Below are 13,947 nucleotides of genomic sequence, written 5' to 3' on the forward strand. Positions count from 1 at the left end.
TATTGTTCTTGCGAGGATCCGTCGTAATTCTTTCAAAAATTTTTTAATACTAAATGAAGTGGTTTTTTCACGACCACTTGTTGACTAAAAAAAAAAACCATTGTAGAATGAAGCATAACGCTGAACAAGAGGAGTAACTGGCACATTCATTCTTAGAGAGAGAACTATCTGCTGAAAGGTTCTCAATGACAACCAGTGAAGGTAGCTTGGGAGTTTCTGTCTTGAATGGAGTAGAGATAGACGAGTCGTGATCGTTAACTCACTTGAGAGGCAATAATGATTGATTATTGCAATTTAGGTGGTACCGCGTAAATCATACGTCCTAAAATACGAAAGTATTTTAGGACGTTTTTTAGTTTAAAGGAGGAAAACAGCATGACGGAAGAAAATAACCTATCAACAAAATATAACCCGCAAGAAGTTGAAGCTGGACGTTATCAGCATTGGTTAGAACAAGATTTGTTTAAACCGAGCGGAGATAAAAAAGCAAAACCTTATTCAATCGTGATCCCACCCCCAAATGTTACCGGAAAACTTCATTTAGGGCATGCTTGGGATACGACCTTGCAAGATATGCTGATTCGTCAAAAGAGAATGCAAGGATATGATACTTTATGGTTGCCTGGTATGGACCATGCAGGAATCGCGACACAAGCAAAGGTAGAAGCAAAGCTCAGAGAGCAAGGAATTTCTCGCTATGATCTAGGTCGTGAAAAGTTCATCGATCAAGTGTGGGAATGGAAAGAAGAGTATGCAAACCATATCCGTGAACAGTGGGCTAAAATGGGCTTATCTTTAGATTACAGCAGAGAACGTTTTACATTAGATGACGGATTATCTGAAGCAGTACGTAAAGTTTTTGTTACCTTATATGAAAAAGGGTTGATCTATCGCGGTGAATACATCATCAATTGGGACCCTCAAGCACGAACAGCTCTATCTGATATCGAAGTTATTCATAAAGACATCGAAGGCGCCTTTTACCATATGAGCTATGAACTGGCAGATGGATCAGGCGTAGTAGAAATTGCGACGACCCGGCCAGAAACGATGTTGGGAGATACGGCGATTGCTGTTCACCCAGAAGACGAGCGTTATCAAGCGCTGATCGGCAAAAAAGTGATTCTACCTTTAGTCAATAAAGAAATCCCAATCATTGCAGATGAATATGTAGATATGGAGTTTGGGACAGGCGTAGTAAAAATCACTCCAGCACATGATCCAAACGACTTTGAGGTAGGTAATCGTCATGATCTCCCACGAGTCAATGTGATGGATGATGATGGCACGATGAATGAACTAGCAGGAAAATATGCTGGAATGGATCGTTTCGCTGCCCGTAAAGCAATCGTGCAAGATCTAAAAGAAATCGGCCGATTGATCAAAATCGATACGATGGTCCATAGTGTGGGACATTCCGAGCGGACAGGTGTCGTTGTCGAACCTCGATTGTCTACTCAATGGTTTGTAAAAATGGCGCCGTTAGCAAAAAAAGCCATTGATAACCAAGAAACAGATCAAGCAGTGGAATTCTTCCCTCCAAGATTCAATCAAACATTTTTACGTTGGATGGAAAATGTCCATGACTGGGTAATTTCACGACAATTATGGTGGGGACATCAAATCCCTGCATGGTATCACAAAGAAACAGGCGAAATGTATGTAGGGATGGAAGCACCAGCTGATAGTGAAAACTGGGTCCAAGATCCGGATGTTTTAGACACTTGGTTTAGTTCAGCATTGTGGCCTTTTTCAACGATGGGCTGGCCAGACACGGAAAGCGAAGATTATAAGCGGTACTTCCCTACTAGCACCTTAGTAACTGGTTATGACATCATTTTCTTCTGGGTAAGCCGAATGATCTTCCAAAGTTTGGAATTTACTGGCGAACGACCATTTGAGAATGTCTTGATTCATGGATTGATTCGTGACGAACAAGGGCGGAAGATGAGTAAATCATTAGGTAATGGAATCGATCCGATGGAAGTAATCGAAAAGTATGGAGCAGATGCTCTTCGTTGGTTCTTATCGAATGGTTCTGCCCCAGGGCAAGATGTTCGCTTCAGCTATGAAAAAATGGATGCTTCATGGAACTTTATCAATAAAATCTGGAATGCTTCACGTTTCGTTATCATGAATATCGAAGGAATGACCGTAGAAGAGATCGATTTATCTGGAGAAAAATCAGTGGCTGACCGATGGATCCTTACTCGTTTGAATGAAACGATCGCACGTGTAACTGAATTATTTGATCGTTTTGAATTTGGTGAAGCCGGTAGACAACTGTATAACTTTATCTGGGATGATTTTTGTGACTGGTATATCGAAATGAGCAAAGAAGTACTTTATGGAGATGATGCTGTTTCAAAACAAACAACACGTAGTATCCTAGTCCATACCTTGGATCAGATTTTGCGTTTGTTGCATCCAATCATGCCATTCGTCACAGAAGAAATATGGGAACATATTCCTCATCAAGGAAATTCTCTAGTAGTAGCAGAATATCCTGTGGTACGTCCAGAGTTTGACGATGAAACTGCTTCTAAAGGAATGGAAGTATTGAAGGAATTGATTCGAGCAGTTCGAAACATTCGTTCAGAAGTGAATACACCATTGTCTAAACCAATTACGTTATTAATCAAAACAAACGATGCTAAAATCGATCAATTTTTAGTTGAAAATACAAGCTACATCGAACGCTTCTGTAATCCAGAAGAGTTGACGATATCAAGTGAGATCACTGCACCAGATCTAGCGATGTCAGCTGTTCTGACAGGTGCAGAAATCTTCTTGCCGTTAGCAGGATTGATCAATATCGAAGAGGAAATCAAACGATTAGAAAAAGAACTGGAAAAATGGACAAGCGAAGTGAAACGTGTCCAAGGAAAACTTTCTAATGAACGGTTTGTTTCTAATGCGCCGGAAGAAGTAGTAGAGGCAGAACGTGCAAAAGAAAAAGATTATTTAGAGAAGCAAACGGCTGTCAAAGAACGAATCGAAAGTTTGCGTACTATTCAATAAAAGCGGGGAACACCACTTATTCCGAATAAGGGGATGTGACATGATTATTGTCGCATCCTCTTTTTTAGTCTACTCTGATTACTTAGAAAAAAGAGCGATTTATCATGTATCTGGAGCAGATTTTTCTCTCTATCGTCCTTTTATTTTTCTTATGTCTTCTATTTGTTATAATAAAAGAGAAATGGGGGAATTGTTGATGACGATTGAAGAAGCAATAGAATGGATCCATAGTCGATTACCATTTGGTTCACGTCCTGGTCTTGACCGAGTCGAAGCTTTATTAGAAGTGGTAGGTCATCCGGAGAGGAAAGTAAAAACGATCCATATCGCTGGAACAAACGGAAAAGGGTCTACTGTAGCCTATTTGAGAAGCCTATTAGAAGAAGCTGGTCTGATAGTTGGAACGTTTACTTCACCTTATATCGAAACGTTCAATGAACGGATTGCAATCAATGGAAAAAGTATCCCAGACAATGACTTGATCCAGCTTGTAAAAAAATATCAGCCGCTGATCAAACAACTTGATCAATTTGAAGCAGTAGCTGGTATCACTGAATTTGAGACATTAACAGCAATGGCATTTGATTATTTTTTGATGAAGAAAGTTGACGTAGCGATTATTGAAGTTGGTTTAGGTGGCTTATTGGATTCTACCAATGTAGCTGTACCGATGCTAACTGGAATAACAACGATTGGGCTTGATCATACCGAGATACTTGGAGATACGATTGAAGAAATCGCTGCGCAAAAAGCAGGAATCATCAAACAAGGCGTTCCTGTTGTCACAGGAAACATCGGCCCAGAAGCTTTTAATGTCATCAAACAAACAGCTAAAGAAAAAAATGCGACGCTTTATGTATACGGGGAAAATTATAAAATAAACTATCTGCATCCTGATGAGACTTGGGGAGAAGTATTTGAATTCTTTAATGAAGCAGGGAAAATCCCTCAACTAACCACGCCGCTTTTAGGGCAACATCAAGCTGAAAATGCAGGAGTAGCCATCGAATTGTATTTTGTTTACTGTCAATTGGAAAAGCTGCCTTTTCGAGAAAAAGATGTTTTGAAGGGGTTGAAGAAATCTCGATGGCCAGGAAGAATGGAGCGTTTGAGTAACGAGCCATTAGTTGTTTTAGATGGTGCTCATAATACGCATGCAATGAACCGGCTTGTTGAGAATTTGAAAAAAGAATTCAAAGGATATCAAATCAACATTTTGTTTTCCGCCTTACGAACTAAAAATGTTAGAGAAATGCTAGAACGACTGCAGCAAGTACCAAATGTCCATATTTATTTGACGACCTTTGAACATCCAAAAGCCATCGAATTAAGTGAAGTATCAGATTTAGCAAGTGAGAGAGTATCAATCGTTTCATTGTGGCAATTCGGATTAGCAGATATATTGGAAAAGATGACAAATGAAGATGTATTAGTTGTGACCGGTTCGCTTTATTTCATTTCAGAAGTTCGTCATTTATTAATACAATTAGGAGGAGACCATGAAGTATAATGCAGTGATTTTTGATATGGATGGTTTATTGTTTGACACAGAGTTAGTATATTACGAGGCTTCACAAGTAGTAGCAGATAGGATGGGTTTTCCTTATGATAAAGACCTGTATTTAAAATTCTTAGGTGTTTCCGATGAAGAAGTGTGGGCGAATTATCATATGATTTTTGCGGAATTCGGCAAAACAAGCGTACAAAGATTCATAGATGATTCATACCAGGAAACGCTTGATCGCTTTTCACAAGGAGCTGTACAAATGAAGCCAGGTGTGTTGGAACTCCTCACTTTTTTAGAAGAACATCAGATTCCCAAAGTTGTCGCTTCCAGTAACCAACGAGCTGTCATTGAACTTTTATTGAAGAAGAACAATCTGTTTGAACGATTTGAGACGATTGTTTCCGCAGAGAATGTTCAACGAGCAAAACCAGATCCGGAAATTTTTTTATTAGCCAATCAGAAATTAGGTACAGCTAAGAAAGAAACATTGATTTTAGAAGATTCACAAAATGGTATTTTAGCAGCTTCTGCGGCTGAGATCCCTGTAGTCATGGTGCCAGATTTGCTTCCGCCTTCCCAAGAATTGATCAAAAAAACGGCTGGGGTCGTTTCTTCTTTGCATGAAATCCCTGCATTGATAAAATAAAAATCCATCTCTTTTCGTATCTTATTTTAGAAAAGATAGAAAGGAGATGTTTTTTTGGAAAAACGATTGATCAAAGAAGTACCAACTAGCTCTTTACCAAGGGAACGTATGGAAATTTATGGAGCTGAAGCTTTATCGGATCAGGAGCTTTTAGCAATTTTACTGCGTACTGGTCAGCACCCTCATAGTGTGATGTCGATTGCTGGCAATCTGTTAAAAACGTTTGGTGGATTGGCTTCTTTACGACAGGCGACTTTGCATGAGTTAGAAGAGATTCGAGGGATAGGACGTGTGAAAGCAATCGAAATCAAAGCCTTGATTGAGTTAGGCCGCCGCATTCAGACGGACCAAGAAAGAGCAGCTCCGGCCATTCATACTAGCTATGAACTGGCACAACAATTGATTCTGGAAATGAAAGATCACAAATAGGAACATTTGATTTGTATTTATTTGGACACGAAGAATCAAGTGATCTTAAAAAAGACAGTGTTCATCGGTTCGCTGAATCAGTCAGTCGCTCATCCTAGAGAAATATTTCATTATGCTGTACGTTATTGCGCGGCAAGAATCGTTTTAGCACATAATCATCCTTCTGGTAATGTTATTCCATCACAACAGGATATGAATTTTACTAAAAGGATACAAAAGTGCGGAGAAATGATGGGCATCACTGTACTGGATCATTTGATCATCGGACGTAAACGATATTTTAGTTTGAGAGAAGAAGGATTAATGGAAGAGAAGTAAGTTGCTTTCTTGCAAAAAAAATGAAGCAAGTGTACAATTATATTGTAATTTTGTTTGGGAATAGAAGTTGAAACATCTGTTGCACCTCTATCGTACACGAGCAATGTTACAATTTAAATAAGTGCTTTTGGCACGAGGAGGATATTATTATGGAAAACGGAACAGTAAAATGGTTCAACGCTGAAAAAGGATTTGGATTTATCTCACGTGAAGATGGAAGCGACGTATTCGTTCACTTCTCTGCTATCCAAGGTGACGGATTCAAAACATTAGAAGAAGGTCAAGCAGTGACTTTCGACGTTGAAGAATCAGACCGTGGCCCACAAGCTGCAAACGTTGTAAAAGCTTAATTTTATCTGTAAATCAAATTGATGGTAGGCATCAATTTTTACGAGAGAACAAAGCGAGTAACAAAAATACCTGCCACAAGAGGAAATTTCTCTTGTGGCAGGTATTTTTTGTATGAAAAAGTAAATAAATTTTAAGAGGTTGTGAAAAAGCTGCCCAGTATCAATCAATAAGAACAGCCAAATAAAAACAACTTGTCCTGTTTTCCGTTTGGTTTCTCTTATACTCAGGTCAGGGCACTAATTTCACAATCTCTTACTTATTCTTCATCTGGTGTCATGACCATCGGTAAAATCATTGGATGTCTTTCTGTACGTTCGAATAAGAATGGCTGAAGCGCGCCAGTCATCGCTTCTTTCAATTTATATTCTGAACAGTCAGGTCCATTTAAACATTCTCTTAAAGCATGGAATAAGATTCGCTGAGCTTCATTGATCATTTCTCCTGATTCTCGCATGTAAACAAATCCACGAGAGAGAATATCTGGACCAGCCAAGATTTCTTTTTTCTTGATATCTACTGTTGCAACAGCTAATACAAGACCTTCTTCTGAAAGCAGGTGACGGTCACGTAAAACGACATTACCGATATCGCCGATCCCGCTACCATCGATATATACATCTCCAGCCACAAAATGCCCAGCAGGACGTGCAGAATCGCTAGTTAACGCTAAAACATCGCCATTTTCCATGATGAAGCAGTTTTCTGCAGGAACACCTACATCTTGTGCTAGAGAAGCATGGACTTTCAGCATGCGGAATTCTCCATGGACAGGGATAAAATATTTTGGTTTCATCAAGCGAAGCATCAATTTTTGTTCTTCTTGTCCACCGTGACCGGAAGTATGGATGTTATTGATTTTTCCATGGATTACTTCTGCGCCAGCTTCAGACAGCAAGTTGATCAAATGATTGACACTTGTTGTATTACCAGGGATAGGTGAACTTGAAAAGATCACTGTATCGTCTGGCTGGATTTGGATTTGACGGTGGGTACCATTTGCAATACGGCTCAAAGCGGCCATCGCTTCCCCTTGAGAACCTGTACATAGGATCATCGTTTCGTTAGCAGGCAAGCGATTGATTTCATGTGCATCTACAAATGTGCCGTCTGGAACTTTGATATATCCTAAACGTTGGCCATTGACAATGGCATTTTCCATGCTACGTCCGAAAACAGCGATTTTACGACCAGTCGCCACAGCGGCATCTGCTGCTTGCTGCAAACGGAAGATATTAGAAGCAAAGCTGGCAAAAATAATACGACCTTCGATTTTTGAAAAGATCTTCAAGATAGAATGACCAATCGTTTTTTCTGATTTAGTAAATGTTGGAATCTCAGCATTTGTACTATCAGATAAAAGGCACAAGACACCTTCTTCCCCGATACGAGCCATTTTATGCAAGTTTGCTGGTTCGCCAACGGGAGTGAAATCAAACTTGAAGTCTCCAGTCGCTACGATATTACCAGAAGGTGTTTTCACCACGATTCCTAATGCGTCTGGGATACTATGAGTCGTTCTGAAAAAGCTGACAGAAGTTTTTCTAAAACGAATGATCGTATCTTCATTGATTTCATGAAGCTCTGCCTCTCGAAGTAAGCCATGCTCATCTAATTTGTTCGTGATCAACGCTAATGCGAGAGGACCAGCATAGATAGGAATATTTGCTTGTTTTAGCAAGTAGGGTATTCCGCCGATGTGGTCTTCATGTCCGTGAGTAATCACTAGGGCTTTTACTTTGTGCAAGTTTTGTATGATGTAGCTGTAGTCGGGAATGACATAGTCAATTCCAAGTAGATCGTCTTCCGGGAACTTGATCCCGGCATCAATCAAAATGATTTCATCTTGGAATTGTACCCCATACGTATTTTTCCCGATTTCACCTAATCCACCAATAGCAAAGACGCCTGTCTCATTATTTTTGATGGAAAGTTTCATATTAAAACTCCACTAATGAGAAATCAGCATTTTCTTTTTCGTATTCTAGATGACTTCCTTCTAGAAGTTGAACGAATTCAATATTGTATGGGGTATTTTCTTCCACACGTTGGCGAGCGTCTACATCGCTTTTTGCCTCAATGTAAAGAGATTTTGTTTCTTCCCGTTTAGGGTTACGTACTTTTGTTTCTTGATAATAAACTTTATAGATCATTGTTTTGTCTCCTTTATCTGCGTAAAGCAGTGATTTAGCTAGTTGATTTTTTTAGACAACACAAAACGAGGGGACAAGCCACCTAGTTTTTCATATGCTTTGACTAGAATACTGGATTCGAGTCAAAGAGACAAGCCTCGTTTTTGCTCATCTGTTCGGATATTTTTTCAACCGTACCTTCTGTATAAAAAATATACAACAATTAATTGTTATTCTAGCATAAAACAGCAAATAAGTATAGAAATCAACTAGATTGAAAGAAAAAATCAACGTTTATCATTTTACTATAATCATAATGACTTTTTTATGAGAGAAGTGTTCTATTAATAGGTTCGTTGTGCTATCATTTTTAGTAATGAAAATGTAACAAAAGATTAAAAGGAGATGAGAAAGTGAAACTAATGTGGCATTATACCATGCGTTATAAGAAATTCTTGTTTTTCAATTTCATATGCGTATTCGGTTTTATTTTGATTGAATTAGGACTTCCTACGATTTTAGCACGTATGATTGATGTAGGAATCCGCAATGATGATTTTGATTATGTGAAACAGCAAGGGATATTTATGATCGTTATTACCGTAATCGGTATTATTTTGAATATCTTGTTAGGTTATTTTGGTTCGAGGATCACGACCAATATCGTAGCAGATATTCGAGATGACTTGTTCGAAAAGATCCAAAGCTATTCGCATCAGGAGTACGAAAATTTAGGCGTATCTTCCTTGATCACTCGTACAACAAATGATGCTTATCAGATCATGTTGTTCCTGCAAAATATTTTACGTATTGGTTTCATGGCGCCGATGATGTTCGTTGTCAGTTTGTACATGGTCATGCGTACAAGTGTGACACTCAGTTTGTATGTAGTAGGCGCATTGCCTTTGCTATTATTGGCGGTCGTAGCGATTGCTAAGGTGTCTGAGCCGTTATCTAAAAAACAACAAAAAAACTTAGATAAAATCAATAGTATCTTGCGGGAAAACCTTTCAGGATTGCGTGTGATTCGTGCCTTCGTCAATGAAAAGTTTGAAGAAAAACGCTTTGCTGTAGTCAATGAGAATTATGCTGCTAGTTCGAAAAGCTTGTTCCGTTTGATGGCTGTTGCACAACCAGGCTTTTATTTCTTGTTTAATATCGTGATGGTATTAATCATTTGGAGCGGGGCAGTGCAAATCGATGCTGGCGAACTTCGAGTAGGAGATTTGATTGCATTTATCGAGTATATATTCCATGCCTTATTCTCATTCATGTTATTTGCCAGTGTGTTCATGATGTATCCAAGAGCAGCCGTTTCAGCTGGACGTATCCAAGAGGCACTAGATGCCAAACCTTCGATTGTAGAAGATCCAAATGGTATATCGGATACGAAGACTAAAGGGTATATCGAATTTCAAAATGTAACATTTGCTTATCCAGGCCATTCGCAAGAACCAGTGATTCGAAATGTCAGTTTTACAGCCTCTCCAGGAGAAACCGTTGCTTTTATTGGAAGTACCGGTAGCGGAAAATCTACGTTGATTCAATTGATTCCTCGCTTTTATGATGTGAGTGAAGGAAAGATCTTGATTGACGGAGTGGACGTGAGAGATTATCGGTTAAGCAAGTTGCGAGATAAGATTGGGTTTATTCCGCAAAAAGCGCTGCTATTTACTGGAACGATTGCAGATAATTTGAGATACGGGAAAGAAGATGCCACACAAGAAGAAATGGAACGTGCAGCTGAGATTGCTCAAGCTTCAGAATTCATTTCTCGAAAACCAGATGGATTTGACGAACATTTATCAGAAGGTGGTTCCAATTTTTCAGGCGGACAAAAACAACGATTGGCAATAGCCAGAGCCATCATACGCCGTCCGGAAATCTATATTTTTGATGACAGCTTTTCTGCATTAGATTATCAAACGGATGCGAAGTTACGTGCTCGTCTGAAAAAAGAAACAACAGAGTCTACTGTATTGATCGTAGCACAACGTGTGGGAACGATCATGCATGCAGATAAGATCATCGTATTAAATGAAGGAGAAGTCGTCGGCATGGGGACACATCGGGAGTTGTTGGAAAAATGCCCGATTTATTATGATATTGCCGCTTCTCAATTATCAAAGGAGGAATTAGCATGAAAAAAACCTTTTCTTCCTTAAAACGTTTAGCTCGATATATCAGACCGTATCGTGGGACTTTTCTCCTAGTGATCCTATTTACAGTTCTGACAGTGGCTTTCAACGTGGCTTTGCCATATGTTACAGGACTTCCTACTACAGAAATCAGCCGTAATATTGCCAATGGCGAATCAATCAATTTTTCTTATATATTCAAATGTCTTATTTGGATCACAGTGGTCGGAATAGGGTATTGTATTTCGCAATTGCTTTCTGGTGTTTTGATGACAAATGTCGTTCAAAGTGCCATGCATGATTTGCGAAGAGACATAGAAGAAAAAATCAATCGTCTTCCGGTTTCTTATTTCGATAAAAACCAGCAAGGAAATATTTTGTCTCGTGTGACGAATGATGTAGATGCAGTCAGCGGTGCTTTACAACAAGCTTTTATTGGTATCGTAAATGCGATATTGGGAATTACGTTGGCTGCAGCAATGATGTTTTATATCCAGCCGATGATGGCGCTGATCTCTATGATCATGATTCCAACATCGATCTGGATCTCCAAACGAGTGATCAATGCTTCGCAGAAATATTTTCAAAGCATGCAGAATTCGCTTGGTGAGCTAAACGGCTACGTTCAAGAAAATATGACAGGTTTCAGTGTATTGAAAGTATACGGACGCGAAAAAGAAACATTGGAAGGATTCAAAAAAGTAAATCATAGCTTGAAATACTTTGGGTTCCGCGCAGCGTTCATTTCTGGGTTGATGATGCCATTAGTCCAACTAACTGCCTATGCTACTTATATTGGTATGGCTGTTCTAGGAAGTTTCTATGTTATTACTGGAGCAATCGTTGTTGGTCAACTTCAGGCGTTCATCCAATATATTTGGCAAATCAGCCAGCCGATGGGGAACGTGACACAATTGTCTTCTGTTTTGCAAAGTGCATCAGCGGCAACAAAACGTGTATTCGAGATTTTAGATGAGCCAGAAGAAAAAGAAAACAAAGTAGATGTTTCACTGCCAGAAACGATTTTAGGAGATGTGACATTCGATCATGTCGATTTTGCGTATGATCCGAAGAAACCATTGATCCAAGATTTGAACTTTGAAGTGAAAGCAGGTCAAACCGTGGCTGTCGTCGGTCCGACTGGTGCCGGCAAGACGACCTTGATCAATCTATTGATGCGTTTTTACGACGTAGACAAAGGAGCTATCAGGATCGACGGGATTGATACCAAATCAATGAGCCGCAGTGATGTTCGTTCCTTGTTTGGTATGGTCTTACAAGATGCATGGCTCTATCAAGGAACGATTGCCGATAATATCCGTTTTGGAAAGCTTGATGCGACAGATTATGAAGTAGTAGATGCTGCAAAAACAGCAAACGTAGACCATTTTATCCGGACAATGCCAGATGGATATGAGATGGCCATAAATTCTGAGGGAGACAATGTGTCTTTAGGACAAAAACAGTTACTGACGATTGCCCGAGCAGTGGTTTCAGATCCTAAAATTTTGATTTTGGATGAAGCGACAAGTTCAGTAGACACTCGTTTAGAAGCGTTGATTCAAAAAGCGATGGATCGCGTGATGGAGGGGCGGACAAGTTTTGTCATTGCTCACCGTTTATCGACGATACGCGATGCAGATCTGATTCTAGTGATGGACCAAGGTCAGATCATTGAAAAAGGAACACATGAGAGTTTATTGGCACAAGGCGGATTTTATGAAAAACTGTATAACAGCCAATTTGCTGAGGAAGCAGGATAAAACAGTTTGAAACTTATTTTTTGTTCTCCTTTCTTGATAATGGTAAAGTAAGGTTATCAAAAAAAGTGAGGGCACGGAGATGGAACAGTTTTTAAATGAAAAAATCACTGAAGCCAAAAGAGAAATTGATCGTTTAACGCACGTCTGTCAGACAAAACCATTTGATTCAGCTGATTTTTTTGAAAATGAGTTTCAAATCGAACGCTTGGCAGCACAAATCGAAGTGTACGAATTAGTTTTGAAGAAAGTAATAGAAGAAAATATAGAGGTACAATAAACAGGTAAAACGTCAGTTTACCAGATAGCGCAAATAGGCATCTGGACCGAGCAGGTTTTACCTGTTTTTTTCTTATAAAATAAATATATGCTATGATACATTTATTCAATAGGATTAGTTTCTACAAAAAAACGAAAGGAGAAAATAGAGATGGAACGGTTTATAGCATCAAATGCTACAGTGATTGGTGACGTGACATTGTCAGAAGATGTGACGATCTGGTATCAAGCAGTTTTACGCGGGGACAGTAATTGGATAAAAGTAGGACAAAGAACGAATATCCAAGATGGTACAATCGTCCATGTCGATCATGATGCACCTGTAGATATTGCTGAGAATGTGACGGTAGGACATCAGTGTATGCTACACGGCTGTACAATCGAAAAAGGGGCGCTGATCGGGATGGGAACCACGATATTGAATCATGCGGTTATTGGTGAGAATAGTTTGATTGGTGCTGGATCACTAGTAACAGAAGGAAAAGTTATTCCTCCTAATGTCTTGGCTTTTGGTCGTCCAGCTAAAGTGATCCGACCTTTGACAAAAGAAGAAATACAAAAAAACAAAGAAAATATCCAGCATTATGTCGAAATAGGTCGGATGCATGCGCAAGGAAAATTCAAGGAGCAAAGATAGGCAGTAGCATCCATAAAAATAAAAAAAGGATGGTCAGTTTGAGCTGGCCATCCTTTTTTATTTGGTTTAGATAAGAAGGCTTAAAAAGCTTCCTTTGAAACAGATTAATTTAATGAAGAACTGTTTTCCATGACTTCATCAATCAATCCATATGCTTTTGCTTGTTCAGCTGTCATATAGTTGTCACGGTCTGTATCTTTTTCAATCACTTCAAGCGGTTGGCCAGTGCGTTCAGCTAAAATTTTGTTTAAGCGTTCGCGTGTTTGTAAAATATGACGTGCCGCAATTTCGATTTCAGTTGCTTGACCTTGAGCGCCGCCAAGAGGTTGATGGATCATGATCTCAGCATTTGGTAAAGCAAATCGTTTCCCTTTTGTACCAGCTGTCAGCAAGAAGCTTCCCATTGAAGCAGCCATACCCATAACGATTGTTTGGACATCAGCTTTGACAAAGTTCATTGTGTCGTAGATAGCCATACCTGCTGTAACTGAACCACCAGGAGAATTGATATAAAGATAGATATCTTTTTCAGAATCTTGAGCATCTAAGAAAAGCAATTGGGCGATGATCGAATTAGCAAGATCATCAGTTACTTGGCCGCTTAACATGATGATACGGTCTTTCAATAAACGTGAGTAGATATCGTAAGCTCTTTCGCCTCGTGATGATTGTTCAATGACTGTAGGAATTAAATTCATAATAGAGTTCCTCCTTGGTTTCGTTTAGAAATAG

The 13,947-nt window shown here is 39.3% G+C and carries 11 protein-coding genes, 1 pseudogene and 1 other annotated feature; of the genes and pseudogenes, 9 read left to right on the forward strand and 3 right to left on the reverse strand.

What is annotated here, in order from left to right; genetic code table 11:
* Positions 1 to 111 precede the first annotated feature (111 nt).
* Positions 112 to 328 (forward strand) — a binding site (T-box leader).
* Between the two features lie 47 nt (positions 329 to 375).
* From A5816_RS13800 to A5816_RS13820, 5 genes and pseudogenes are all read left to right on the forward strand, one after another.
* A complete protein-coding gene (locus tag A5816_RS13800) occupies positions 376 to 3,021 on the forward strand; it encodes a valine--tRNA ligase (RefSeq protein WP_010733329.1) in 2,646 nt (881 codons plus the stop codon).
* Between the two features lie 196 nt (positions 3,022 to 3,217).
* Positions 3,218 to 4,531 (forward strand): folylpolyglutamate synthase/dihydrofolate synthase family protein, encoded by a 1,314-nt coding sequence (locus A5816_RS13805; RefSeq protein ID WP_086311546.1) that lies wholly within the window; start codon positions 3,218 to 3,220, stop codon positions 4,529 to 4,531.
* A complete protein-coding gene (locus A5816_RS13810; protein WP_086311547.1) occupies positions 4,521 to 5,174 on the forward strand; it encodes an HAD family phosphatase in 654 nt (217 codons plus the stop codon). The genes A5816_RS13805 and A5816_RS13810 overlap by 11 nt, the downstream gene beginning before the upstream one ends.
* A 54-nt stretch (positions 5,175 to 5,228) precedes the next feature.
* Positions 5,229 to 5,921, forward strand: a pseudogene (gene radC, locus A5816_RS13815) (DNA repair protein RadC).
* Positions 5,922 to 6,070: 149 nt separating this feature from the next.
* Positions 6,071 to 6,271 (forward strand): cold-shock protein, encoded by a 201-nt coding sequence (locus A5816_RS13820; RefSeq protein WP_002294067.1) that lies wholly within the window; start codon positions 6,071 to 6,073, stop codon positions 6,269 to 6,271.
* Between the two features lie 257 nt (positions 6,272 to 6,528).
* Here A5816_RS13820 and rnjA read toward each other — a convergent pair whose 3' ends face one another.
* Together rnjA and A5816_RS13830 are read right to left on the reverse strand one after the other, a co-directional pair.
* Positions 6,529 to 8,208, reverse strand: coding sequence for a ribonuclease J1 (gene rnjA / locus A5816_RS13825; protein WP_002310218.1), 1,680 nt, complete (start codon positions 8,206 to 8,208; stop codon positions 6,529 to 6,531).
* Between the two features lies 1 nt (position 8,209).
* A complete protein-coding gene (locus A5816_RS13830) occupies positions 8,210 to 8,422 on the reverse strand; it encodes a DNA-directed RNA polymerase subunit epsilon (RefSeq protein ID WP_002287947.1) in 213 nt (70 codons plus the stop codon).
* Positions 8,423 to 8,814: 392 nt separating this feature from the next.
* Here A5816_RS13830 and efrA point away from each other — a divergent pair, with 392 nt between their 5' ends.
* From efrA to A5816_RS13850, 4 genes are all read left to right on the forward strand, one after another.
* Complete coding sequence (efrA, locus tag A5816_RS13835) at positions 8,815 to 10,545, forward strand: multidrug efflux ABC transporter subunit EfrA (protein WP_010733332.1); 1,731 nt, start codon at positions 8,815 to 8,817, stop codon at positions 10,543 to 10,545.
* On the forward strand, positions 10,542 to 12,302 hold the full coding sequence (efrB, locus tag A5816_RS13840; RefSeq protein ID WP_010733333.1) for a multidrug efflux ABC transporter subunit EfrB: 1,761 nt from the start codon (positions 10,542 to 10,544) through the stop codon (positions 12,300 to 12,302). Before efrA ends, efrB begins: the two co-directional genes overlap by 4 nt.
* A gap of 79 nt (positions 12,303 to 12,381) precedes the next feature.
* Positions 12,382 to 12,579, forward strand: coding sequence for a hypothetical protein (locus A5816_RS13845; RefSeq protein ID WP_002372808.1), 198 nt, complete (start codon positions 12,382 to 12,384; stop codon positions 12,577 to 12,579).
* Positions 12,580 to 12,729: 150 nt separating this feature from the next.
* Positions 12,730 to 13,215, forward strand: a complete 486-nt coding sequence (locus A5816_RS13850; protein WP_002310223.1) for a gamma carbonic anhydrase family protein — start codon at positions 12,730 to 12,732, stop codon at positions 13,213 to 13,215.
* 104 nt (positions 13,216 to 13,319) lie between these two features.
* Here the strand turns inward: A5816_RS13850 and clpP are convergent, their stop codons facing one another.
* A complete protein-coding gene (gene clpP, locus A5816_RS13855) occupies positions 13,320 to 13,913 on the reverse strand; it encodes an ATP-dependent Clp endopeptidase proteolytic subunit ClpP (protein ID WP_002289402.1) in 594 nt (197 codons plus the stop codon).
* Positions 13,914 to 13,947 lie beyond the last annotated feature (34 nt).

Source organism: Enterococcus sp. 3G1_DIV0629, assembly GCF_002141285.1.
GTDB classification, from domain to species: Bacteria; Bacillota; Bacilli; order Lactobacillales; family Enterococcaceae; genus Enterococcus_B; species Enterococcus_B lactis.